The 22,687-nt window shown below is 67.9% G+C and carries 24 protein-coding genes and 1 riboswitch; of the genes, 6 read left to right on the forward strand and 18 right to left on the reverse strand.

The genetic code is table 11. From position 1 onward, the window contains the following. Nucleotides 1–11: 11 nt before the first annotated feature. From hemC to hemE, 6 genes are all read right to left on the reverse strand, one after another. Entirely contained in the window at nt 12–1,010 is a 999-nt protein-coding gene (gene hemC, locus ACIP9X_RS06115) for a hydroxymethylbilane synthase (RefSeq protein ID WP_400478835.1), read from the reverse strand. Further along, nucleotides 1,007–2,248: a ferrochelatase gene (locus ACIP9X_RS06120; protein WP_400478836.1), complete on the reverse strand. Its 1,242-nt coding sequence runs from the start codon at nt 2,246–2,248 to the stop codon at nt 1,007–1,009. Before ACIP9X_RS06120 ends, hemC begins: the two co-directional genes overlap by 4 nt. Then, entirely contained in the window at nt 2,245–2,946 is a 702-nt protein-coding gene (hemQ, locus tag ACIP9X_RS06125; RefSeq protein WP_400478837.1) for a hydrogen peroxide-dependent heme synthase, read from the reverse strand. Before hemQ ends, ACIP9X_RS06120 begins: the two co-directional genes overlap by 4 nt. Before the next feature lie 100 nt (nt 2,947–3,046). Further along, the gene (locus ACIP9X_RS06130) at nt 3,047–4,078 is read right to left on the reverse strand and encodes a hypothetical protein (protein ID WP_400478838.1); all 1,032 of its coding nucleotides are present in this window, start codon (nt 4,076–4,078) and stop codon (nt 3,047–3,049) included. Nucleotides 4,079–4,319: 241 nt separating this feature from the next. Then, entirely contained in the window at nt 4,320–5,879 is a 1,560-nt protein-coding gene (locus tag ACIP9X_RS06135; RefSeq protein ID WP_400478839.1) for a protoporphyrinogen/coproporphyrinogen oxidase, read from the reverse strand. A gap of 4 nt (nt 5,880–5,883) precedes the next feature. Continuing rightward, nucleotides 5,884–6,978: a uroporphyrinogen decarboxylase gene (hemE, locus tag ACIP9X_RS06140; protein WP_400478840.1), complete on the reverse strand. Its 1,095-nt coding sequence runs from the start codon at nt 6,976–6,978 to the stop codon at nt 5,884–5,886. Between the two features lie 157 nt (nt 6,979–7,135). Between hemE and ACIP9X_RS06145 the strand changes: the two genes are divergently transcribed. After that, on the forward strand, nt 7,136–8,503 hold the full coding sequence (locus ACIP9X_RS06145) for a glutamyl-tRNA reductase (RefSeq protein WP_400478841.1): 1,368 nt from the start codon (nt 7,136–7,138) through the stop codon (nt 8,501–8,503). Nucleotides 8,504–8,590: 87 nt separating this feature from the next. Beyond that, the gene (locus tag ACIP9X_RS06150; RefSeq protein ID WP_400478842.1) at nt 8,591–9,307 is read left to right on the forward strand and encodes a hypothetical protein; all 717 of its coding nucleotides are present in this window, start codon (nt 8,591–8,593) and stop codon (nt 9,305–9,307) included. Nucleotides 9,308–9,404: 97 nt separating this feature from the next. On the opposite strand, the gene moeB is transcribed toward ACIP9X_RS06150, so the two are convergent. Beyond that, a complete protein-coding gene (gene moeB / locus ACIP9X_RS06155; RefSeq protein ID WP_400478843.1) occupies nt 9,405–10,604 on the reverse strand; it encodes a molybdopterin-synthase adenylyltransferase MoeB in 1,200 nt (399 codons plus the stop codon). A gap of 85 nt (nt 10,605–10,689) precedes the next feature. Here moeB and ACIP9X_RS06160 point away from each other — a divergent pair, with 85 nt between their 5' ends. The 3 genes from ACIP9X_RS06160 to ACIP9X_RS06170 all read left to right on the forward strand — a co-directional run bounded on the left by ACIP9X_RS06160 (nt 10,690) and on the right by ACIP9X_RS06170 (nt 11,953). After that, a complete protein-coding gene (locus ACIP9X_RS06160; protein WP_400478844.1) occupies nt 10,690–11,355 on the forward strand; it encodes a TetR/AcrR family transcriptional regulator in 666 nt (221 codons plus the stop codon). Nucleotides 11,356–11,417: 62 nt separating this feature from the next. Next, nucleotides 11,418–11,642, forward strand: a complete 225-nt coding sequence (locus tag ACIP9X_RS06165; protein WP_400478845.1) for a DUF3107 domain-containing protein — start codon at nt 11,418–11,420, stop codon at nt 11,640–11,642. 8 nt (nt 11,643–11,650) lie between these two features. After that, nucleotides 11,651–11,953 carry a hypothetical protein gene (locus ACIP9X_RS06170; RefSeq protein ID WP_400478846.1) on the forward strand — a complete coding sequence of 101 codons (303 nt, stop codon included), beginning with the start codon at nt 11,651–11,653 and terminating at the stop codon, nt 11,951–11,953. Nucleotides 11,954–12,000: 47 nt separating this feature from the next. Here the strand turns inward: ACIP9X_RS06170 and ACIP9X_RS06175 are convergent, their stop codons facing one another. From ACIP9X_RS06175 to thiO, 4 genes are all read right to left on the reverse strand, one after another. After that, nucleotides 12,001–12,666 carry a 4a-hydroxytetrahydrobiopterin dehydratase gene (locus ACIP9X_RS06175; RefSeq protein WP_400478847.1) on the reverse strand — a complete coding sequence of 222 codons (666 nt, stop codon included), beginning with the start codon at nt 12,664–12,666 and terminating at the stop codon, nt 12,001–12,003. 67 nt (nt 12,667–12,733) lie between these two features. Next, a complete protein-coding gene (locus ACIP9X_RS06180) occupies nt 12,734–13,576 on the reverse strand; it encodes a thiazole synthase (protein ID WP_400478848.1) in 843 nt (280 codons plus the stop codon). 5 nt (nt 13,577–13,581) lie between these two features. Beyond that, on the reverse strand, nt 13,582–13,818 hold the full coding sequence (gene thiS, locus ACIP9X_RS06185; RefSeq protein WP_400478849.1) for a sulfur carrier protein ThiS: 237 nt from the start codon (nt 13,816–13,818) through the stop codon (nt 13,582–13,584). Further along, a complete protein-coding gene (gene thiO, locus ACIP9X_RS06190; RefSeq protein WP_400478850.1) occupies nt 13,815–15,152 on the reverse strand; it encodes a glycine oxidase ThiO in 1,338 nt (445 codons plus the stop codon). Before thiO ends, thiS begins: the two co-directional genes overlap by 4 nt. Next, nucleotides 15,144–15,265: riboswitch (TPP riboswitch) on the reverse strand. Its footprint overlaps the gene before it by 9 nt. Nucleotides 15,266–15,292: 27 nt before the next feature. Between thiO and thiE the strand changes: the two genes are divergently transcribed. Continuing rightward, a complete protein-coding gene (gene thiE, locus ACIP9X_RS06195; protein ID WP_400478851.1) occupies nt 15,293–16,021 on the forward strand; it encodes a thiamine phosphate synthase in 729 nt (242 codons plus the stop codon). Nucleotides 16,022–16,055: 34 nt separating this feature from the next. Here the strand turns inward: thiE and ACIP9X_RS06200 are convergent, their stop codons facing one another. The 7 genes from ACIP9X_RS06200 to ACIP9X_RS06230 are packed head-to-tail and all read right to left on the reverse strand — an operon-like array spanning nt 16,056 to nt 22,624. Further along, nucleotides 16,056–17,108 (reverse strand): hypothetical protein, encoded by a 1,053-nt coding sequence (locus ACIP9X_RS06200; RefSeq protein ID WP_400478852.1) that lies wholly within the window; start codon nt 17,106–17,108, stop codon nt 16,056–16,058. Then, a complete protein-coding gene (locus ACIP9X_RS06205; RefSeq protein WP_400478853.1) occupies nt 17,105–17,311 on the reverse strand; it encodes a hypothetical protein in 207 nt (68 codons plus the stop codon). The genes ACIP9X_RS06200 and ACIP9X_RS06205 overlap by 4 nt, the downstream gene beginning before the upstream one ends. Beyond that, a complete protein-coding gene (locus ACIP9X_RS06210; protein ID WP_400478854.1) occupies nt 17,308–17,646 on the reverse strand; it encodes a hypothetical protein in 339 nt (112 codons plus the stop codon). Before ACIP9X_RS06210 ends, ACIP9X_RS06205 begins: the two co-directional genes overlap by 4 nt. Beyond that, nucleotides 17,643–19,433, reverse strand: coding sequence for a glycosyltransferase (locus ACIP9X_RS06215; RefSeq protein WP_400478855.1), 1,791 nt, complete (start codon nt 19,431–19,433; stop codon nt 17,643–17,645). Before ACIP9X_RS06215 ends, ACIP9X_RS06210 begins: the two co-directional genes overlap by 4 nt. Next, the gene (locus ACIP9X_RS06220) at nt 19,430–20,713 is read right to left on the reverse strand and encodes a lipopolysaccharide biosynthesis protein (protein WP_400478856.1); all 1,284 of its coding nucleotides are present in this window, start codon (nt 20,711–20,713) and stop codon (nt 19,430–19,432) included. The genes ACIP9X_RS06215 and ACIP9X_RS06220 overlap by 4 nt, the downstream gene beginning before the upstream one ends. Beyond that, nucleotides 20,710–21,522, reverse strand: coding sequence for a glycosyltransferase (locus ACIP9X_RS06225; RefSeq protein ID WP_400478857.1), 813 nt, complete (start codon nt 21,520–21,522; stop codon nt 20,710–20,712). The genes ACIP9X_RS06220 and ACIP9X_RS06225 overlap by 4 nt, the downstream gene beginning before the upstream one ends. Before the next feature lie 10 nt (nt 21,523–21,532). Then, on the reverse strand, nt 21,533–22,624 hold the full coding sequence (locus ACIP9X_RS06230; protein ID WP_400478858.1) for a hypothetical protein: 1,092 nt from the start codon (nt 22,622–22,624) through the stop codon (nt 21,533–21,535). Between the last annotated feature and the right edge of the window lie 63 nt (nt 22,625–22,687).

Here is a 22,687-nt window from a genome sequence, read left to right on the forward strand (position 1 = left end):
TGCCGTCCCTGTCAGGACGCGGTGAGGTCCGCGATATCGCCGGCTCCGGCTGCGAGGAGCACCTCGGCCAGTTCGATGCCCAGCAGCGTTGCGCCGACCTCGGTCAGTCCGTCCGTGGCGCGCCTGTCACGTACCGTGGCTGTCCCGTCGACGGCGCAGACCACGGCCTCGAGGTGCAGCATGCTGCCCTTGCGGTACGCGTAGGCACCCACCGGCGCGGCGCAGCCGGCCTCGAGCCGGGCAAGCAGGGCGCGCTCCGCCGTGACAGCCAGTCGGGTGTCCTGGTCATCGACGGCGGCCAGCGCCTGCGCCAGGGCTCCCTGCGATTCGTCGGCGGAACCTGCACGGGCGGGTGCGTCGGCGGTCCGGCACTCGATCGCCAGGGACCCCTGTCCGGCGGCGGGAAGCATGACATCGGTTTCCAGGTATTCAGTCACGGTGTCCAGCCGGCCGATCCGTTCCAGGCCTGCGGCGGCCAGAATGACGGCGTCCAAGTCGCCCGACTTTCCGTCCACCACAGCATCTGTGATGTTTCCGGTCAGGCCGGGGACACGTCCGAGGCGGGTGTCCACGTTGCCCCGGATGTCCACAATGTCCAGATCGGGGCGGACGGCCCGCAGCTGCGCTGCCCTCCGCGGCGAACCTGTCCCCACCCGCGCGCCCTTGGGAAGGTCAGCGAGCTTAAGTCCGTCGCGGGCGCAGAGGACGTCGCGGACATCCACCCGCGGCGGTGTGGCAGCCAGCACCAGGCCGGCAGCCGGACCCGTGGGAAGGTCCTTGAGGGAGTGCACGGCAACGTCGCACTCGTCGCGCAGCAGCGCGTCGCGGAGCGCAGCGACGAAGACACCGGTGCCCCCCATCTGCGACAGGGACCCTTTGAGGACGTCACCCTCTGTCCTGATGTGCACCAGTTCCACGGTAAAGCCGCCGACGGCGGCCAGCAGGTCGGCGGTCTGCTGGGTCTGGGTGAGGGCCAGCTTGCTGGCCCTCGTGCCGATCCGGACAGTCACTTCGCCGCCTGCTTGGACGACGGGTAGGGATCGTGGCCCGTGCCTACGGTTGTGTCGGCGCCGGCGATGGTCGGCTTTTCACCGCGGAAGTTCTCGCAGCAGCCGGGACGGCAGACGTCGTACCAAGGCCCCAGCCCAGTGGCAGCCGGGCGTTCGGCGACGTTATTCGCCACGGTACGTTCGCAGATGAGATCCACGAGTCCGTTGACGAAGCGGCGGTGGGTGCCGGGAGTCGGAACCCGGGTGGCTGCGAGTCCAAGGTTTGCGCAGGTCTCCAGAGCCTCCGTGTCGAGGTCCCAGACGACTTCCATGTGGTCGCTGACGAAGCCCAGCGGGACAATCACGACGCCCCTGACACCCTGCTGGGAGAGTTCCTCGATGGCATCGTTGATGTCTGGCTCGAGCCAGGGAACGTGCGGCGCGCCGGAACGGGACTGGTACACAAGGGACCACGGTGCTGAGAGACCGGATTCCTCTTCCACCCGGCGCATCACTTCCGCTCCGGTGGCCAGATGCTGGGCGACGTAGGCCGATCCCTCGGTGAATTCGCGGGGTTCCTCCGGCGATTTTCCGGCAGCGTCGGCATCCCGGGTGGGGATCGAGTGCGTGGCAAAAATAACGTGGAGGGGAGCGTCAGGAGATCCGGCGGCGGCCAGCTGGGCCCGCACATCCGCGATGCCGGCGGCCGTGCCTTCCACGAACGGTTCCACGAACCCGGGGTGGTCGAAGTACTGGCGCACCTTGTCCACCTCGAGGCGGCCGTCCAGGCCTGTCTCCGTCAGCGCCATGCCGACGTCCTCACGGTACTGGCGGCAGCTGGAGTAACAGGAGTAGGCGCTCGTGGTGATCATCAGCAGCTTGCGGTGCCCGGCGTCGTACGCGTCCTGGAGGGTCTGCGGGATGTAGGGGTCCCAGTTCCGGTTGCCCCACAGCACCGGCATGTCAATCCCGCGGGCGGCCAACTCGGCTTCCAGTGCCGCCTTAAGTTCGCGGTTCTGCTGGTTGATCGGGCTGATGCCGCCGTTGGCGCGGTAGTGGTGGGAGACCTCTTCCAGCCGCTCATCCGGGATGCCCCGGCCCCGGGTGACATTGCGCAGGAAGGGAATGACGTCATCCTGCCCTTCGGGTCCGCCGAAGGAGGCGAGAAGAACGGCGTCGTACTCCTTCGGCGCCATCCTGCCGGCTTCAGTCACGGGATTCACCGCGACAGTGGAATCCTGGGGGTCGAGCGGGCTCACGTCAGGACCTCGGCGATCTCCTTGGCCGTGATGCGGCGGCCGGTGTAGAACGGGATTTCCTCACGGACATGGTTGCGGGCCTCCGTGGCGCGCAGGTGGCGCATCAGGTCCACCAGATCCACCAGTTCGGGGGCTTCCAATCCCAGGATCCATTCCCAGTCCCCGAGCGCAAACGACGAGACGGTGTTGGAGATGACCTGCGGGAATTCACGGCCCAGCAGGCCGTGGTCGCGCAGCATCTTGCCGCGCTCGTCCTCGGGCAGCAGGTACCACTCGTAGGACCGGACAAACGGGTAGACGCAGAGCCATTCTGCCGGTGCCACATTCCGGGAGAACGCCGGGGTGTGGTTCTTGGCGAACTCAGCTTCTCGGTGGACGCCCATGGCGGACCAGACGAGTTCCGTTCCCGCAAACAGCTTGCTGCGGCGGATGTCCCGGATGGCCTGCTGCAGCGCCTCGGGTTTGGCCCCGTGCAGCCAGACCATGACGTCGGCGTCGGCGCGCATGGCGGAAACATCGTAACTTCCGCGGTGGGTCACGCCGTCCTCCGCCAGACGCGCGAGCAGGGCGTCGAAGTCGTCAGCAGCATCGGCGCTGCGGAGGACCTCGGCGGAGCGCTTAAAGACGGTCCAGAGGGTAAAGAACTGCTCGGCTGATTCTTCGGTTTTGGTGACAGATTCGGCAGGAGTGTGGCTCATGGATACCAGTTTGCCCGTTCCATGCGTGCAAGTCGAAAAAGCCCACTTCTACAACGCGTAGAAGTGGGCAATTTCACAGGTACTTTCGGGCGGTTTGCCCTCAGAGTGCCCGGCGTAGTTTGTAAGCCACCAGACCTGCTGCCCCTGCGAGGAGCACGAGCCCGGCTCCGGCCCATACCAACGGGGAAACCGGACCGGCCTGCGCACTGCCGAGAACGGCACTGCTTGGCCTGCTTACGGAGTACCGGGAATCCACGGTCCCCATGTTCATGGGGCTGGAAAGCCGGCCCGCGCCCCAGACTCCGGATGTGATCCCGGCGGCTCCGCGGCGGGAGGTTGCCGTGTCCAGCTTGCCCGTGGCGCTGCGGTTCTGCCCCTCGGCTGCTGAGCCTGCTGCCGGAACCAGTGCTCCCCCGGGTGCCTGGCCGGGCTGAGCGGCGGGTGCCGGCTGGCCTGCGGGTGCCAGCTGGCTTGCGCCGGGCTGGGCTGCAGGCGCCTGCTGGGTTGCCGGCGCGGGAACACTGGCCGCCGGCGAGTAGCCTGGCCGGGACGCAGCGGGCGCCGGTGCTAACGTCTGGGACGGGGAGGTCTGGGTCGGGGAAGTCTGGGTTGGGCCGGACGCAGCTGTGCTGGAGGGCGAAGGAGCCGGGGCGGGCGCCGGCGACGTCGTAGGAAGGGGCGACGTCGTAGGAAGGGGCGACGTCGTAGGAAGGGGCTTTGCGGGCAGCGTCGGCACGGGCACCGTGGGCACGGGCGTGCTGGAGGGTGAGAACGACGGGCTCGTGGGCGAAGCCGTCGGTGCGGGCAAGGCGGACGACTCATCGTCGTCCCCATCATCATCAAGGATCCTGCCTGCCCAGGCTTTCAGACTCAGGGACCCGTCGACTCTTGCCTTGACACGGCTTACGGTCGGGTCAGCCTCGATGGCAGTACCCGGAACAGCGTCGGTGTCGGGACTGGACGGAACAACCTCCCCTGCGTCTGTCAGCAACGCCGGTGCAGCGGCGTTGGATGCAGGGACACCTGCGGATAAGACCAGAACCGCTCCGAGCGCAGCGGCTGCCGTGCCGCGCCGAAGTCCCCCATGGTTACCGGTCAGCGTACGAAAACTCTCGGACTTCTGATCGACCATAGTTATCGACCCTAAACACAAAACGCCGCGAGGGAAAACTTGCAGACAGCACGCTCAGCAGCTATCGCGGGCGGTATTAAAGGTCGAAAACGGCCTAAAAACGGCCGGGTTTCCGGTCGTTTTGTTACCGCAGGAAGCTGCATTGCCGCGGGCAGGGCATCGCCGGACGGGCACATTGCCTCCGGAAGCTACTGCCTCAGCAAAGCTACGGTGACCCCGGGAAGCTACTGCCTCAGGGAAGCTACTGCCCCAGGAAGGCGCGCAACTGCTTCCTGGTGTCTGCCACCACGGCCGCCAGCCCGTTTCCGGCGAGCCACCCGCCCACCAGCACGAGCGCGTCGCTGCCCCCGCAGATCCGGCGGACTTCGGCAACCCGTTGGCGGTGTCCGACGGCGGCGAACGGCAGTGCGCCGGCCCACGAGACCACGTCCCAGTCCACCAGGCTCTCCGCAGTGACGGGCACCGTCAGCAGGGCCGAGGCGTCCCGGAGGGCCAGCTCGAGCAGCGCAGGATCCGGCATGGCGGCCATGTTGGGCGAACCCTGGTCCGTCCTGCCGGGCGCAGCACCGTCACGGCGGCCGTACGACAGCCTGACAACGTGCCTGCCAGGGCCGGCTTCCGCCGCCAGCCAGTCCCACTTGGCGGTCGCGTGGGTGAGGGCCTTGGCGTGGATGCCTTGGGTCTGCGGAGCGACGAGGACGCCCGTTCCCCGCGGCCGGCGGTCCAGCTCCGGAAGGTCGACCACGAGCGTCACAAGCTTGACCTCAGGACCGGGCGCAGGGCGGTGACCGGCAAGGGCCGGCACCGCTGGCTCAAGCAGCCCGACGGCAGCTGGACCGTCAAGCGCGACCACCAGCACGCCGGCGTCGTATGTCCGTTCAGTTTCGGCACGTTCAGTTTGTTCGGCACTCTCAGCTCTGCCTCCCGGGCCGCTGCTGGCTGCACGGGCCGCCGCGGTGATCCTCCACCCGTCCGCGGTCCGTGCCGCAGAGCGGGCCCGGGTCCCGCTGACGAGGTTCACTCCGCGCCGCTGAAGGTCAGCCACGAGAGCGGTCACCAGGGTGTGCATGCCGCCTGTCAGGCCCGCGACGGCGGATCCCGCCTTGGCTGCACCGGCACCTTCGCCACCAGCACGTCCGCTACCGGCACCTTGGGCAGGGCTGCGGCGCTGTGCTGCGACGGCGGCGGCAAGCGAGCCGTGCTTGGTGATTCCGGTCCGGAGACCCGGCGCCACCATGTCCACGTCCAGAAGGGCGGGGTCGGCCGAATGCACGCCGCCAACCACGGGCTCCACAAGCCGGGCGAGGACCCGCCGTCCCATCCTTGCACGCACCAGGGCGGAGACGCTCGTGACGTCTGCAGTAGTGCCCAGGGATGCCGGCAGGAACCTGTCCAGCGACGCGCGCAGCGACCCGGCGAATCCCAGCGAGCGGCGCACCTCCTGATCCCAGGGGTTTGCCGGAATTCCGAGGATGCCGGTCCGCGGAAGTTCACGCGCGCCGTCGGGCAGCTGTACCCACGCGCCGCCGGGGTGGGGGGCCACGATCGAGTCGGAGAGGCCCAGTTCCCCGGCCAGGTCAGCCACGGCGCTGGACCGCGTTGCGAAGGATTCCGCGCCGCTGTCCAAGGTGAGCCCGGCTACCTCATGCCGGCCCACGCAGCCGCCCCAGGACCCGGTGGCTTCCAGCAGCGTGACCGCCAGTCCTGCCTGCGCCAACCCGCGGGCGGCAAGGAGACCGGATATGCCGCCGCCCACTACCAGGGCCGTCCGGCCGTCCGTTACAGGGCCCGCCCCGTCCAACGCCTTACTCCGGGGAGATGGAGTGGATCAGTGCGACGACGCGCGTCAGCACCTCGGGGTCCGTTTCCGGCGGGACACCGTGGCCTAGGTTCAGGACGTGGCCAGGCGCGGAGGCACCGGATGCAATGACCTCACGGACGTGGGCCTCAAGTACCTCCCAGGGTGCCGAGAGGAGGGCAGGGTCGATGTTGCCCTGCAGGGGCACGCTGCCGCCCAGGCGGCGGTTCGCTTCCTCCAGCGGCAACCGGTAGTCCACGCCGACGACGTCCACGCCGACGTCCCGCATCGCAACCAGGAGTTCGGACGTTCCCGTGCCGAAGTGGACCAGCGGCGCGCCGAGGTGCCGCACATGGTCCAGCGCCCTGGCGGACGCCGGCGCAACGTAGCGGGTGTAGTCGGCCAGGCCGAGGGAGCCGGCCCAGGAATCAAACAGCTGCCCGGCCGAGGCGCCGGCCTCGAGCTGTGCCCGCAAGAACAGCCCCGAGGCGTCTGCGGCCCAGTTGGCCAGGGCAGTCCATGTTTCCGGGTCGGCGTGCATCATGGTGCGGGGGCCGAGGTGGTCACGGGACGGCTTTCCCTCGACCATGTAGGCGGCGAGGGTGAAGGGCGCTCCGGCGAAACCGATGAGCGGGGTCTTGCCCAGCTGGGCCACCGTCAGGCGGACGGCTTCGCGGATGGGCTCCAGGGCCTCCCATGTGAGCTTGGGAAGGGCAGCGACGTCGGCTGCGGTGCGCACCGGCTTGCCCAGGACCGGACCCACACCAGGCACGATGTCGACGGCGACGCCGGCCAGCTTAAGCGGGATGACGATGTCGGAGAAGAAAATGGCTGCGTCGACGTCGTGGCGGCGGACGGGCTGCAGCGTGATCTCTGCGGCAAGTTCCGGACGCAGGCACGAGTCCAGCATGGCCACACCCTCGCGCACCTTCAGGTACTCGGGCAAGGACCGGCCGGCCTGGCGCATGAACCACACCGGACGGCGGCTGGGCTTGCCGCCCCGGTAGGCGGTGATGAGCGGCGAGTCGGCGGTGCGCCCGTCCATGAGCGGATGGCCTGCATCAAGGGCCGTGCCATCTGAAGTTGCAGCGCTAGAAGTCATGCCTTGATTGTGCCGAAAATCGCCCCCAAAAGATAACGACAGCCTGTCAGGCCGGGCCTCCAGCGCGGGCCCGTGGCAGGAATCACAGCGCGACAGGCCGGGCTTCCGGCCCGGGGGTTGTTCTACGCCTTTACGAAAAAGCTATGATTGTCCTGCTGTGGTTCTTTTTTCATTGGTGGCTACTCACGCCGACATCGACCTCGAAACCGTCGCTCAACTAAGCAACGGTTCCTCTGGCATTGCCACATCCGCCCTCGCCGAGTCGCCGGCAGTGACCGGTGCGGTGGTCCTTGCCACCTGCAACCGCTACGAAATCTATGGCGAAGCATCACACGCGGATGATGTTGAAGCTGCCCGCGCCGCCCTGGTTGGCCAGATCAGTGAAATGAGCGGCTTGAGCGAACAGCTCGTCTCCCGCTCCTTCAGCACCCGCACGGGTCCCGACGTCAGCCAGCACCTCTTTGCGGTGAGCTCAGGGCTGGATTCGGCCGTTGTCGGGGAGCGCGAGATCGCCGGCCAGGTGCGCCGTGCGCTGATCACCGCGCAGCACGAAGGCACGGCAAGCCCGGGCCTGGTCCGCCTCTTCCAGGCCGCATCCAAGACGGCAAAGGACGTCGGAGCGCAGACGGCCCTGGGTTCGCGGGGACTGTCCATTGTTTCGGTGGCGCTGGACCTGGCTACCGACCTCTCCGAAGATCCCGACTGGTCTACGAAGAAGGTCGTGGTGTTCGGCACCGGCGCCTATGCGGGCGCCACCATGGCGCTGCTGCGGGAACGTGGCTGCCGTGACATTTCCGTTTATTCTTCGTCGGGCCGCGCCGCCACCTTCGTGGCGACCCGTGGCGGTACCGCCCTCGACGGCGATACCCTCCGGCCCGCTGTCGCCGCCGCCGACGTCATGATCGGCTGCAGCGGATCAGATAACAGGGTGGATGCCGCCGAGCTCGCCGAGGTCCGGTCCGAGTCCGACCGTCCCCTGATTGCCATCGACTTGGCCCTCACACATGACTTCGATCCCGCGGTGGGAGAGCTCGACGGCGTTGAACTCCTGACCCTGGAATCGGTGCGCTTGGCCGCCCCGGAAGAGCAGGCAGAGTCCCTCGCGCAGGCCAGCAGCATCGTCTCCGGAGCCGCGCAGTCCTTCGAGCAGGAACGGGAAGCACGGTCCGTAGACTCAGCCATCGTGGCACTGCGCCGGCACACCATGAATGTGCTGGACGCCGAAATGGAGAAGGTCCGCGCCCGCCACGGCTGCACCGCCGCCGCCGAGGAAGTGGAGTTCGCCCTCCGCCGCATGGTGAAGCAGCTGCTCCACGTTCCCACCGTCAGGGCCCGGGAGCTCGCCGCCAACGGCCAGCAGGACGATTATGTTGCCGCCCTGGAAACCCTGTACGGGATTACGGTGGAACAACCCGCTGCCGCAGCCAAGGCTGAATGCCCGGTGGACCACACGCAGCTTGCCCCCGCATCGCTGTCCGACACTGCGGCGCTCACCGAGGCCGCTGCCCGGAGGAACTCGGCCTAACAGCCGTCCCACCTGCGCCCCAAGAATCCTGCAAGGTTTCCATAGGCTCGCCGCGGACCATGGGTTTCACTGAGAAACCTATTGGGGGTGCGAGCAGTGAATCCTGATGACCGCACGTTTTCTGTCCCGGTCCTGAGCCGCCGCCAGTTCGGGCTGATCGTAGGCGGCGGCACCGTCCTGCTGATGGCCGGCGGGACGTACGGCGCCGTTTCCCGCGGCGCCCCGCAACCCGGCGCACGGCAGGACACCGCCTTTGGCTCCCTGTCTGTGACCCGGGCCGGCCGGCTCGCCAGGCTCGACGCGAAGGGGCGCCCGGCCTACCGGACGGTGGAAGCGGCGGCCGCCGCCCTCACCGGTCCCGTAGCTTTGGCGGCGTATTCGGGCCGTACCCCCCGCGATGCCCAGGCGGTAGGGGCTGGCACTGGAACTGGCGCCGCCGCAGACTCCCACGGCCATGATGCGGACATACTGGTCAATCCTGCATCGCCGCAGCCGGTAAACCTGACGTGGGCCGACGTGGTCCTGGTTGAGGTTGAACTGCACAACTCGACTTCGGAACCGGTGCTGTTCAGCCCCGGACAACTCCGCCTGCGGCTGGCGCCATCATCCACGACGGTCACGCCCCAGGGCTACGGTCACAGTGCCGGCACTCTCGCACCGGGGGCAACAGAGCACCACTGGATCAGTTATCTCGCTCCGTCCGGCTCGTCCCGCCTGGAGCTGGAGTACACAGACCCGGTGCAGGACCGGGTTGTGATGCTGTCGCTGCCTCCTGTGGCAGCCAGCAGCCTGCAGCGCCCGTGAGCACTTTGCGCCTTGATCCTGGCACCTGCCGTCAGCGCCCGGCAGCATGAGATCCGCTGACGGGCGCCGTGCAGCTTTGCGCGGCAGGCCGCTCCCGTCAGTAAACGGGCTTGTGCGGCTCCACGTCCCTGACCCAGGCGAGGATGCCGCCGTCGAGATGGCTCACGCGCTGGTAGCCTGCCTTCCTGGCTGCGGTGAGTACCGCCGCGGACCGGGATCCGGCCTTGCAGTGGAAGACGATGTCCCGGTCCTGCGGCAGCTCGGCCCACGCCTCCCCGGAAAGGATTCTGCCCTGCGGGATAAGGACGGAGCCGTTGATCCTGACGATGTCGTACTCCCCCGCTTCCCGGACATCCACAAGCTCAAAGTCCTTCAGCCCCGCCTCCCGGGAGGCCAGCATGGTGGCCAGTTGCTTAGCAGTGACGGTGTGTTCCGTGTCCGCAGCCTCCGGCGGAGTGATGCCGCAGAAGGCCTCGTAATCCGTCAGCTCCGTAATGGGCGCAGCCGCGGGATCCTTGGCGACCCTGATTTCGCGCCAGCTTCCGCCCAGAGCGTCATACAGCGCCACCCGTCCCAGCAGGGAACGCCCGACGCCGGTAATGAGCTTCACGGCCTCGGTAACCATCAGGGAGCCGACCGCGGCGCACAGCATCCCGAACACGCCGCCTTCGCCGCAGGACGGCACGGAACCTGCCGGCGGGGCCTCCGGGTACAGATCCCGGTAGGTGGGGCCGTGCTTCTCCCAGAACACGCTGACCTGCCCGTCGAAGCGGAAAATCGATCCCCATACGTACGGCTTCCCGAGAATGGCGGCGGCATCGTTGACGAGGTAGCGGGTGGCAAAGTTGTCAGCCCCGTCAAGAATCAGGTCATAGCCGGAGAACAGCTCCAGGGCGTTGGAAGCGTCCAGCCGGACATGGTGCAGGCGGACGTCGACCAGCGGGTTCAGGGCGGCAATGGCGTCGCGGGCCGATTCGATCTTCGGCCGTCCCACGTCCGCCACTCCGTGGATGATCTGGCGCTGCAGGTTGCTCAGGTCCACGGCGTCGTCGTCTATGATTCCGATGGTCCCGACGCCGGCCGCGGCGAGGTAGAGCAGGGCCGGGGAGCCCAGGCCGCCGGCACCGATCACGAGCACCCGGGCGTTTTTCAGGCGCCTTTGGCCAACCGCGCCGATCTCCGGAATGATGAGGTGCCGGGAGTACCGCTCCACCTCTTCGGGGGAAAGTTCGGCTGCCGGTTCGACAAGGGGGTCCGGTGAGGTGCGTGCTGTATTTGCAGTGGACGGAGAAACCATACTTCAATGTATGCCTGAAGGTACCGCGCGGTCATATTACCCCCGGGTAAAGTGAAGTTAACTGAAATGGAAAGAAGGCCAAACAGTGATTCACGATGCACCGGCTGATCGACCCCAGGCCGCGCCCTCCTCTGCTGGCGGCCGCGTCCCTGGCCAGCGCTCGGCCCGGCTGCCCCGTGATGAGCGCCGTGCCCAGCTGCTGAAGGCCGCCCAGGAAGTCTTCGTGGCCAACGGCTATCACGGTGCCGCCATGGACGAGATCGCAGAGACCGCCCATGTCAGCAAACCGGTTCTGTACCAGCACTTTCCTTCCAAGCGCGAGCTCTATCTCGCGCTCCTGGACAACCACCTCAGCGCCCTAACAGACCTCATGATGGGCGCACTTAACTCCACCTCGGACAACAAGGAGCGGGTCCAGGCTGTCATGCGGGCCTACTACCGCTTCATCGACAGCGATGACCAGGCGCACCGCCTCGTCTTCGAGTCCGACCTGATCAACGATCCCGATGTCAGCGCGCGGCTCGAGACCTTCAACAAGGCTTTTGCCGACGCCATCGCGCACGTCATCGCCGAAGACACCAAGCTGCCGCACCTGGAAGCGCAGCTGCTGGGCCGGGCCCTCGCCGGGATGGCGCACGTGAGCGCACGTTACTGGCTCGAGACCGGCGGGAACCTGGATATCGATGTGGCCAGTGACCTGATCTACCGTTTAGCTTGGCGCGGAATCTCTCGCTTCCCCAAAGAGACCTAGACTACAAAGGGAGAACTACCCTTTGACATCGAATCAACATTGACTGGCTGGGAGGCCTTGCTGTGGAAGTAAAGATCGGCATTCAGAACATCGGCCGCGAACTCGTGCTGGAATCGGCCCAGGATGCTGACGCAGTAGCCAAGGTCGTAGCAGAATCACTCGCCAAGGGCACCGAACTGCGCCTGACCGACGAGAAGGGCCGCCAGATCATCGTGCCGTCAAGCGTGCTGGGCTACGTCGAGATCGGCGCGGAAGAAGTCCGCCGGGTCGGCTTCGGCGCACTCTAGGGCTGACCATGCTGTCCCTCGTCATTGTCGTGCTGGTCACCGTCGCCTCGGGCTTCATCGTCTGGGCGAATGACAGGCGCCATGCCAAGTACGGCATGTTCCTGCCGGCAGGCGTGGCGACGGCGGTGGGCATGGTCGCCTGGATAATCTGCATGGCGGCCGGCCTTGGCTACCAGCCGGGCCTGACCTGGATTCCGTGGATAGTCCCCATGATCGCAGGTGCAGCAGCGGCTGTGGCCCTTGCCGCCTTCCTCGGCCGGTCCAGGACGAGACAGGACACTCACCGCCTCACGGAAGCCCTCAAGATGTAGGAGAACCCTCAGGCCCCGGCTGCTTGAGGGCGTCATTTCGTGCAGCATCAGCTGCGGGGCTGCTCGCCTTCCTCAGTGCACAGGCACAGGCGGTTTCCTTGAGCATCAGTGACCACCACCCAGTTGGGTGCGTGGTCGCTGCTCATTGAAGCGCCGGTGGCAGCCGCCTTCTCCAGCGCGGGGCCGGATTCGGCCTTGGAACGGTGGATGTCCAGATGGAGCCGGTTGTCATTGGGCGTGAGGGTCTCCTGGAACCAGAGCCCTGGACCCCGGCCGTGGGGATCCTGCAGGCTGCCGCCCCTGCCCTTCTTGTAGCCCAGCGCAACACGCCAGACGTCCGCTATCGCTGTCGGATCGGGAGTGTCGATACCGATTTCCACGGTCCGGTACAGCCCCGGTTCTGCGACGGCGCCGGCTTCTGCGGCCGCCTTGGTGACGGTTGCCGCGGAGTCGACGTCACGCGGCGTCACCTCGCCGCCCGCGTCGTGGGACGTGAACCGGATGAACACACGGTTGTACCGCCAGTCCAGGTCCGGGTGGTGGTTCTTCTCCTCGGCAAGACGCCCGACGGCGGCAATCAGCTCGAGCGCGCCGGCCGCCGTCGGCGTCTTGTAGACAGTGACCAGGCCGCCGAGGCGGTACCGCCAGTCGGGCAGGCCCGCAAGGGCCTCGTCAATCTGGGGGCGGGTGAGGATCTCGTCCCTGGGTGCCACGGCTGACTCCTTGACGGGTAGCGGGTGAGCCTGCCCATCGCCGCATCCGCACGGTCAAGATCGGGCCCTAAAGGAACTCGGCCCGGCCTTCCATCGCAGAAGACGCCAGCGCATGCTCGCGGCGCGGGATCCGCCCGGCCGCTTTCGCCAGCCTACCGGCGATAACGGCGTGTTTGAAGGCTTCGCCCATGAGCGCAGGATTCTGTGCCCGGGTGACGGCGGTGGCCAGCAGCACGGCGTCACAGCCAAGTTCCATCGCCAGCGCGGCGTCCGAGGCGGTGCCGATGCCTGCATCCAGCACCACAGGCACAGACGCGCGCGACACGATCAGTTCAATGTTGTGCGGGTTGAGGATTCCCAGGCCCGTCCCGATCGGAGCGCCGAGCGGCATCACGGCCGCGGCTCCCAGGTTCTCAAGACGCAGCGCCAGGACCGGATCGTCGTTGGTGTACGCGAAGACTTTGAAGCCCCGGTTGACCAGCTGCTCGGTGGCATCGACGAGTTCCACCGCGTCGGGCAAGAGCGTGTGTTCATCGGCGATGACTTCGAGTTTGACCCAGTCCGTCTCCAGCGCCTCCCGGGCCAGCTCCGCCGTCATGACCGCATCCCGTGCGGTGAAGCAGCCGGCGGTATTCGGCAGGACCCGGATGTTGTTGTCCACGAGCAGCTGGAACAGCGAACCCGATTCGGCGGGCGAATAGCGGCGCATGGCGACCGTGGTCAGTTCCGTGCCGGAGGCCAGGAGCGCGGCGCCGAGTCCGTCCAGGCTGGGCGCTCCGCCCGTGCCCATGATGAGCCGGGAGCCCAACTCCACGCCGTCGATGACCAGGCGGTCTGTGTCTGCTCCAGGCACGGCTGGAAGCACAGTTGTTTTGGTCACAGTTGTTTTGGTCACAGTTGTTTCAGTCATCGTCCTCATCCTCCCTGAACTGCCGTAACGAGCTCGATGTAATCACCCTCGGTGAGCGCCGTGCTGTGCCACTGGCTGCGGGGCACCACCTCCGAATTGCGCGCCACGGCCACACCCAGCCGCTGGCCGTCGGCGGCCTGCCCGCTGGGGACAAGTTCCCGCCCTGTGATCTGGCTGACGAGCGTGGTCACGGAGGCTTCTGCCCCCACAGCGTGGGGTTTGCCGTTCAATGTGATGTTCATGCTGATTCCTTGTTCTGGTCAAATATGACTGGGTTTGAGGCGGCTGGCTGCTCAACCGGGAACCGTCCGGGACGGAAGGCGCCCCAGCGGCTGTCCTCCACACCGTCCATCAGCTCACGGCAGATGACGGCCGCGGCAGGCGTCAGGAGGACCCCGTGCCGGAAAAAGCCGGTAGCAATGATGAGTCCCGGCACAGGTGCTGCGGACATGCTGCCTGCTGCTCCGGATTCGCAGCCTTTTGCCGTTTGGACCCGGCCCAGCAGCGGCGCGTTGTCCGGCGTGCCCGGCCGCGCCCTGGCGGTCGCCTCGAGCAGTTCCAGCTCGGCGACCGCCGGCACGAGGGTCTGCGCGTCCCTGAGCAGCTGGTAGACCCCGCCCGCGCTGGGAACGGCCTGCCCGTCTTCGCGCTGGGTGGCGCCAATGACCACTGTGCCGTCCTGCCGCGGAACGATGTAGACCGGAACTCCGCGGACAATGCCGCGCACAGTAGCCGTAAGCAGCGGACGGAGCCGGTCCGGGACCCGGAGCCTGAGAATGTCGCCGTAGACCGGGCGAAGGGGAAGGTGCAGGTCCTCCGGCAGTCCGTCCAGGGTGGCAGCCGCGAGGCCGTTTGCCACCACGGTTTCCGCGGCCAGCACCGTGGCGCCGCCGGCCAGCCGGACACCGCTGACCCGCCCGTCGTCCCACAACAGTGCGGCGGCGTTGTCCCGCACCGCATAGCCACTGTCCGCACCGGCCACGGCAGTCCGCTCACGGGGATCGTGGCGGGACAGCGCAGCCGCTATGCTCTTCACGAGTTTGCGCGGATCGACCTGGTGGTCGGCCGGGATCTCCAGGGCACAGGAAATTCCTGGGCTCAGCAGCGGCTCACGCAGTCGGGCAGCGCGGATGGTCAGCGGTTCGACGACGAGGCCGTGCGCCTGCTGAACCTCGCGAAGGTCCATCAGGGTACGGCGGTCAGCCTGGTCGGCGCCGACCGCGATGGTTGGGGAGGCAAGGTAGCCGGTGTCCTGCTGCGCAGCATTGAGCGACTCTGCGAAGCCGGGCCACAGAGCGGAGGACTCGAGCATGAGCTCCAGGAGCTCCTCCTCCTGGTAATGCAGTTCGCTCACCGGGGCGAGCATGCCCGCGGCGGCCCAGCTGGCACCGGTCCCGGGCGCCTTGTCGATGAGGACCACCGAGCGTCCTGAGCGCTTGGCCTCCCAGGCGATCCCGTGGCCGATTACACCGCCGCCAATGACGGCGACGTCAGCGTGCAGAGGATCAATGACAGAAAAGCTGTCAGTGGCGGATGTCCTGTCGGTGGCGGATGTGCCGCCAATTCCAGGTTTCATGGAATTCCTTCCCTACGCCGGTACTAACCGGATCAGGTCAAGCGGTCGGCTCTGACGCCCTCTCAGCCCTGCGCCGTTTATGACAGCTGCAGCGGGCTCCCGCGGTACGGACCCAGTTTAGAGGAACTAGGCTGGTTGCCATGACCGCGCACGAACTCCCCGAATCCGCCCGCCTGTACCTCTGCACGGATGCCCGCAAGGAGCGCGGCGACTTCGCCGACTTCATTGACGCCGCCTTTTCCGGCGGCGTGGACATCATCCAACTCAGGGACAAGACCATCGAGGCGGCCGAAGAGCTGGAGCTCCTCGAAGTTCTCCGCGAGGCCGCCGGACGGCATGGCCGGCTCTGGGCCGTCAACGACCGGGCTGACATCGCCGCCCTGGCCGGAGCTCCCGTGTTTCACATCGGACAGAAGGACCTGCCGCTGCGCTCGGCCCGGCAGGTCCTGCCCGGTTCTCCGGCCATCGGCCTCTCCACGCACTCCCCCGACCAGGTCGATGCCGCCATCGCCGCCGCACAGGCACCGGAAGGCCTGAACTACTTCTGCGCCGGCCCGGTGTGGGCCACCCCGACCAAACCCGGGAGGGCCGCCGTCGGACTTGATCTGGTCCGCTACGCCGCCAAGGCTGTCCGCAATGCCGACGGGGAAAGCGGCCGGCGTCTTCCATGGTTCGCCATCGGCGGGATCGATCTCAGCAACGTGGAACAGGTGGCGGCGGCGGGCGCGGAGCGCATCGTAGTAGTCCGGGCCATCACCGAGGCTCCGGACCCGGCGGCTGCCGCGGCGGAACTCCTTGCCGTCCTGGACGCTGGAACCGCCGGTGCCATGGGAGCGGCAGGCAGGGCCTCGGGCGCCGCTAAGGCTTAGCCCGTTACACGCAGTGGGCTGACACCGGTGCTGCTCAGCCACCGTCCGGACGCCAGTACCGCAGCCCGCCGCTGGTGGCGCCGTCGCGGGCGACGTCGACCACGGCGTACGGAAACGCCCGACGGTCCGACTGGTCAGGTCCACGACCGCGGACGTCCGAAGACCACGTGCCGGTGTTGACGTACCGCGTTGGGCACGACCCGAGCGCCGACTCGAGGGCCCGGTGGGTGTGGCCCGTGACGTACCAGTCCACCCCTGAACCGTGCGCCTCGAGGGTGCGTGCGAACCGGGCCGCTGAGGCAGGAGCCACCTCGCCTGCGACGCTGCGGCCCGCGGCCGTAAGCACCATGCGGGTCGCGGTGACCGGGACCGCCGTCACTGTCCGGAATCGGGACAGGCGCGCCAGCTCCCGAAGGGTCACCTCGTCGAACGCGAGCCGCAGTGACTCCGCCTGCAACAACTCGTCGTACTCGAGCTTCCGGATGCGGCGTTCCGCCCGCTCGGACGCCAGGCAGGCACGGGCAACGGCCACTGTACGACTCAGGAGTGACCCCGACCGATGGGCATTCCAGGCGGCGAGCGGTGGCAAGTCCAGCTGGTCAGTGCCGCTGACCGCCGTGCGGAGCAACTCGGGCATCCGGTGCAGCGCGTGGTGCTGGTGCCCGTGCTCGGCCACCAGCACGTGTGGCACGTGCAGTAGCCACGGGTACACGCGGACCCGCGTCGCCTCAAGGGGTGACAGCAATGCCGACAAACGGTCGGCAACCGAGGGCCGGACCAGCTCCACGTCGTGGTTGCCGCACACGAAGTGCAGCTGCACGCCGCGCGCCGCACACTCCTCCAGCGCCCAAAACGTGTCGAGATGGCGGGTGAAGATGGATTCGAGCCGGGCAAGGCTCTCGTCCTCGGCACACCCGGCCAGCTCGAACGTGTCACCGACGAAGACGACGTGCTGCTGGGGAGCGGAAGCTGCGAGCACCTCGCTGCGCAGGAACTCGGGCAGCATTTTGCCGGGGCACCGCGGATCATCGTCCGACATGCCGAGGTGCAGATCACTGAGGAGCCACCAGGTCGCCTCGCGGCTCACGAGAGCAGTCCCAGCAGACGCGGGAGGAAGAGGAGCACGTACATCGCCCACATGGCCGCGAGGATGCTGCGGCTAACCGTTCGGCTGAGGAGCCTCTGGCGTGCGGGCTGCCCGGTATCGGCTGCGGTGCGTCGGACGTCGAGCGCGACGAGGGTGAAGAGCAGGGCGGCAGCCGCGAGCAGTCCTGCCAGGTCGATGATCATGACGCCTCCTGTCGTGCGCGTGCCATGCACGCGAGGACTGTAATGACGCCCATCGTGACGACGCACGCCTGCCACGACCACACAGCCAAGTAGAACATCGCCGTGGACACCGCCGTGAGCGCGGCGAGGCCGAGCGCCAGGACGAGCAGCACGCCGAGCGCGAGGTCGGTCACCTGCGTGAGACGGGCCAGTGCCTGCCCCGGGAGCAGGACGAGGACGGCTACCGCGGCGACCGCCTGCAGCGGTGTCGGCAGCCCGACGAGCGTCACCAGAGACAGCGCGACGGCCGCGAGACCGAGCGCCACGGTGAGCCGGCTGACGCCGCCGCCGCTCATGGCGTCACCCGGTACACGCGTGCGTCCACGTTGCTGAACGCGAGCTCCACGCCGTCCTGCGCGCTCAGCCACTCCTCCAGCTCGGCGACGCCGGTCGCGCTGCTGGCGCCCTGGAGCACGAGACTCGCCTCCGACGAGCGCGTAAGCAGCACGACGGCACCGGCAGGGTTGCGGCGGGCATAGTCGTAGACGAGTGGGCCGCACGTTGCCGTCGACAAGTCGGACCGGCACAGGTCATCGATCTTCCGGTACCGGTGATCGAGGTAGGCCTGGCTGCGCCAGGGCGTCGGGTGGGCAGCCGAGATCATCGCCGAGCCGGGCGGCGCGAGGCGCTGAGCGGCGGCGACGGCGGCAATCTCACTGTCGGTGAAGACATCAAACCGGGCGTTCCCGAACCGGCCCGTCACCGTCAACACGGCCAGCAGGAAGCAGGTGACCACAAGGACGCCCGCGGCACGGAACGAGGGTCGTGTGCCGCTGTCCGTGGGAAGCAGGACCGAGCACGCCTGCATGGCGATGAAGGGCAGTGCGAACAGCGAGACGCGGATGAGCATCTCCCCGCCGTAGACCTGCGCGGGGAAGAGCAGCAGTGGGGTGACGGCGAGAAGGACCACGCGGACGTCGAGGCGCCCTCTGCGCCAGTCGCGCACCGCTCCGGCCGCGGCGAGCGCCCACAGCACGAGGGTGAGAACCACCCGGACCTGCAACACGAGCACGTGCCCAGCGGTCCCGCTCCAGCGGTCGACGACGTTCGCCTCGGTCGCGGCCTGCAGTCCTGCATCCGCCAGGGGTGGGTGCCCGAGGAGGTACTCACTCGCGGGGTAGGCGAGCCAGAGCGACAGCACGATTGCGATAATCAGGGGGAGCCGGCTGGGCCAGACACGTCCGCTCAGGGTGAGAGCGGTGATGGTGATGAGCACCATGAACGGCGTCAGCTGATGGCTGGCGCAGATGACGGTGACGAGCAATAGGGTCACCACGAGGGCGCCCACCCGGCGCCCCGGACGGTGCTCGACGGGCGACCGTCCTTGCCACCACGCCGCCAGGTCCGCACGTCGGAAGCCGCCGAATCCGGACGGCCGCGCGGCCAGCGGGCCAAGGACCAGCACGATCACAACGAGGTACAGGAAGAAGCCGAAGGCCTGGGGAGACAGGTAGTCCTGGTCCTGCCAGTTGCCGAGGCAGAAGAGCCAGAGCGCGAGCCAGCGCCGTCGGGGGTCGCGGGTCAGGTGGCCCGTCAGCACGGCCAGGGCGGCGAGCCACAGACCCATGTTGAGCACCGGTGCCCACAGGGCAACGGCCACCGGGTCGAGACCGGTCGCGTGGAGCACTGTCGCCAGGAGGGCGAAGAAGCCCGGCCAGTTGAAGTACCCGTCGATCTCCGGGTTGATCCCTTGGGTCTCTGAGAGGGCGTCGGCGATCCCGAGATGACGGAACGCAACCTCACCCCGCGGTATGTCCGTCGCGAAGGCTGCGTTCCCAAAGAGCACCAGCACGAGCACCACGACGAGCCACATCATGACCGGGCGGCGCGCGGGTCCTGCGGCATCCCCGCGCAGCGCCACGATGAAGGCGGCGTTCAGCAGCAGGACCCCTACCCAGAATGGGTAGGGCAGCACGGCGACGAGCCCCAGGTCGCTGTTCACGGGCACGGCCACCGTGGAGGCGGCCCCCGCGGCAAGCGCCAGCGACACGGCTCCCGCCACTGCGCACCACACGTCACGGGGCTTCCAGCGTCGCTGGGTGCGGGTGGTCACTTCGAGCGTTCCGGTGATCGCGCGGCTCATCGCGAGTCCTGTGTGACGCGCCGGAGGACGGCGACCAGCCGGAGGCCGGCCACCGCGGCCCCGATGGAGAGCACCACGAGCCACGCAAGGGCCATGGCGCTGGCGCCCTTGTCGGCGACCGACAGCGCTGAGGCGCAGAGAGCGACGCCGAGCGTCACACCGACCACGATCGCCTCGGTGTAACGGCCGCGGGCCCGGCACACGGCGTTATAGGCCTGCAGCACCGCGTACGGCACCAGTCCGGCAGCCAACCACCGCAGGGCGTCCGCGGACGACTCGGCGTACCGCTCCCCCAGCAGACTGAGCAGCGGGTGAGCGAAGAGGACGAGGACCACGGCGGCCGCACCTCCCACGGCCAGCGACAAGCGGAGACTCGCCCAGGTGGTCGACACCAGGCGGTCCGCGTCGCGGACGCCCTCGGAAAACTGGACGATGCCCATCAGCATCGGAGCGGTGTAGGCGGCCCAGGCCATCATCCATGCGGGGTACCAGTAGGCAGCTGCCTCCGGCGCCACCATGTGGGCGAGCAGGAGTGGCAGCAGCAGCCCGGGGACGCGCTCGGTAAGGGTGAGGAGCTGGTGCGGAAGGCCCAGCGCCAGCAGTGGACGGCCGCGCGCCAAACGTAAGGACGGTCGCGGCCGGTAGCCGACCAGTCTTCGCAGCTGGACTGCACCGACGACGCACGCGACGGTCGTCCCGAGGGTCCAGCAGGCCATCAGCACGTCGGCGGAGGCGCCGTGCGCCCGCCAGGCCACGAGCACTGCAGCCGCGAGTGCGACCCCGCCGCCCAAAGCGTACCTCAAGGTCGCGCTGGCACCGCGTCCCAACGCCACGAGCGCCTGATCCAGCACGATGACCAGGGTGCCGGTGACGGCGGCCACGAGGAACGTGAGCCAGAAGAGAACCGATACCGAGGCCGTGTCCGGCGTCACGGCCGATTGCAGTACCAGGTAGCCGAGCCCCAGCACGGTGCCGGCTACCCCCACGATGGCAAACGCCGCGTCCAGCACCCGCGCGGGCGGCTCCCCTCTCCCCACCGAGACGATCACGGCAGAACCTGCGCCCAGCACCGCGAGCTGAGTGCAGATCATCACCGCAGAAACCGCGGCCGTGGTGAGCCCGACCTCACGGTCGGACGTTGCGCGCGCGGCCACTACCCAGAAGGCGAAACCTGCGCCCGTCTGGGCGGCCTTACCCACGACGAGCCCGAGCGAGCTGCGCAGGGCAGAGTGCCGGACGGTCGAGGCGTCCGTGACAGCGGTCCCCCATTTGGCGCTCACGAGGTTAGTCCCTTCGCGATGCCCACATAGTTGCACCAGCAGAAGGCGACGTAGTAGCGCAACCACTGAGGCTGGCCTGCGGCGAGACTCAAGGCGCTGCCCCGGACTGCCGCGGCGGCGGGCAGCAGCGCCAACCTCGCACCGCGCCAGCCGTGCTTGCGGATCATCCGTCCCAGTCCCGTTCCGTCCATGAGGAACTGGTCGAGCGCGAAGTCAAAGTCGTCTGCTGCGAAACGATGTTCGACGACGACCCGCCGTGATACCGCCGTTCGCAGCCCCGAGTCCCGCATCCGCCAACGCAGCTCGATGTCCTCCCCCGACTTGAAGGAATCGTCGAAACCCACGCCCAGCATCAGTTCCCGGTCGACGATAGTCGCCACGAGCCCGAACCAGTTGCGGCTGCGGCCGGTGCGATGGTGATGCGCCAGCGCCTGCCCCCAGTAGCCCGGTCCGGCGACACTCTCCAAGCCGGCCTGAAGGGCGTCGTAGCCGTCCTCGACCAGCTCCGTGAGCAGGTCGGCGACACCCGTGGGACCGAACACGACGTCGGCGTCGACGAGCAGGACCCAACGGGTGTTGCTGCTCCGCACACCAAGTGTTCGAGCCCATGGCAGGCCGCGGCCCTCATCACTGACCACCCGGGCACCGGCCTCGAGGGCGAGGCTGACAGTGCGGTCGGTGGAGCATCCGTCCACCACGATGATCTCGGCGACACCGGACTGACGCAGGGCCTCCAGACAGCGCGGGAGCAGGTGCTCCGCGTTGCGGGCCGGAACGACCGCGGTGACCTCTGCAGGACTGTGAGCCATTGTGTCCCCCTCAGGCCTGCTCGTCGAGGACCGACGGCAGCAGCTGCTCGAGATGCCGGACGATGTCGTCCGACGCCTCGTCTGCCGAGTACACGGAGGGCACCTGCAGCAGGTGGCAGGGACGTCCGTCGAGAGCCTTGCTCAGCACGACCCCCTTCGCCGCGAAGTGCTCGCGCCAGGGGACGACGGACGTTGCCGCCAGGCCGGTCACGACCCGCTGCGAGAAGCCCGCCATCTCGATGTGGAAGTTGCCGAGCATGCGGTCGACCATCCACTCGCTCGTCCGTTCGACGATTCGCGACCGGGTGCCCTCGAAGCGCTCGACGTAGATGGCGGCCGCGAGGGGGGCCTCGGTGGTCACCTCCCTCCCAGGAAACGCGGTGTCCGGCCGGACCATGCGGTGCTCCGGCGACCATCGCCGGGAGAAGTCCGCGAGGCGCGGATAACGGATGACGTACGGGTGCACGACGGTGGTGAGACGGCCAACGCTCTGCGAGAGCTGTGACGGGATGAGGGGTTTCCGGATGCCTTCGAACAGGTGCGGGTAGATGGCCCGGTGATGCGGCTTGATGAACATCGGCTTCGCGTAGCCGAGCAGCCTGGCATCTTCAGCAAGGAAGGCCCAGTCGTCTCCCATGAACGACCACCCCTCGCGCCGCATCAGCTTGGCGACAGTGCTCGTCTTACCGGTTCCTCCGGCGGCGGGAAGCGCGATCGCGTGACCCCGGTACGCCATCGTTGCCGCGTGGATCATGCCGGCTCCTCGACCGACCATGGCGGCATCGAGAACAGGGACCACAGAGGTCAACAGCTCGCCCGGCCCATGAATGCGCCACTGCTCTCCGTCCCTCACGACCTGGACCCGGTCGTCTTGGAAGCGCACGCTGTTCTCTGTGTACGCAAGCTCGTGCTCAAGCAGGCCCGCATCCGGCATCGGCTCCGGCTGGTCATTGACGACGATGTCCGCCGGCCGTTCGGTGTCGCTGGCGAAACACGCCAACATGCTCTGGAGCTGGGCCGCTGCCGGGGCCTTTGCGTCGACGCGGATCGTGACGCGGCCGTGGATGTCGAAGTGCAGTGCCTTGGTCTGCCTGGTGCGCATGGTCGTCCTCTGTCTGGGTGGTACTGGTCGGGTGGTGCTGCTGCTGTGTACGGTGTCGGGCCG

The organism is Arthrobacter sp. NPDC093125 (assembly GCF_044754225.1).
Classification (GTDB): Bacteria; Actinomycetota; Actinomycetes; order Actinomycetales; family Micrococcaceae; genus Arthrobacter.

Coding starts and splice junctions, on each gene's coding strand:
- ACIP9X_RS06210 (WP_400478854.1), bottom strand. CDS start 17,646: ATGAGCGGCGGCGGCGTCAGCCGGCTCACCGTGGCGCTCGGTCTCGCG.
- ACIP9X_RS06130 (WP_400478838.1), bottom strand. CDS start 4,078: ATGGTCGATCAGAAGTCCGAGAGTTTTCGTACGCTGACCGGTAACCAT.
- thiS (WP_400478849.1), bottom strand. CDS start 13,818: ATGAACATCACATTGAACGGCAAACCCCACGCTGTGGGGGCAGAAGCC.
- moeB (WP_400478843.1), bottom strand. CDS start 10,604: ATGGTTTCTCCGTCCACTGCAAATACAGCACGCACCTCACCGGACCCC.
- ACIP9X_RS06215 (WP_400478855.1), bottom strand. CDS start 19,433: ATGAGCCGCGCGATCACCGGAACGCTCGAAGTGACCACCCGCACCCAG.
- ACIP9X_RS06170 (WP_400478846.1), top strand. CDS start 11,651: ATGCTGTCCCTCGTCATTGTCGTGCTGGTCACCGTCGCCTCGGGCTTC.
- thiO (WP_400478850.1), bottom strand. CDS start 15,152: ATGAAACCTGGAATTGGCGGCACATCCGCCACCGACAGGACATCCGCC.
- ACIP9X_RS06205 (WP_400478853.1), bottom strand. CDS start 17,311: ATGATCATCGACCTGGCAGGACTGCTCGCGGCTGCCGCCCTGCTCTTC.
- ACIP9X_RS06225 (WP_400478857.1), bottom strand. CDS start 21,522: ATGGCTCACAGTCCTGCAGAGGTCACCGCGGTCGTTCCGGCCCGCAAC.
- ACIP9X_RS06230 (WP_400478858.1), bottom strand. CDS start 22,624: ATGCGCACCAGGCAGACCAAGGCACTGCACTTCGACATCCACGGCCGC.
- hemQ (WP_400478837.1), bottom strand. CDS start 2,946: ATGAGCCACACTCCTGCCGAATCTGTCACCAAAACCGAAGAATCAGCC.
- ACIP9X_RS06180 (WP_400478848.1), bottom strand. CDS start 13,576: ATGACTGAAACAACTGTGACCAAAACAACTGTGACCAAAACAACTGTG.
- hemE (WP_400478840.1), bottom strand. CDS start 6,978: ATGACTTCTAGCGCTGCAACTTCAGATGGCACGGCCCTTGATGCAGGC.
- thiE (WP_400478851.1), top strand. CDS start 15,293: ATGACCGCGCACGAACTCCCCGAATCCGCCCGCCTGTACCTCTGCACG.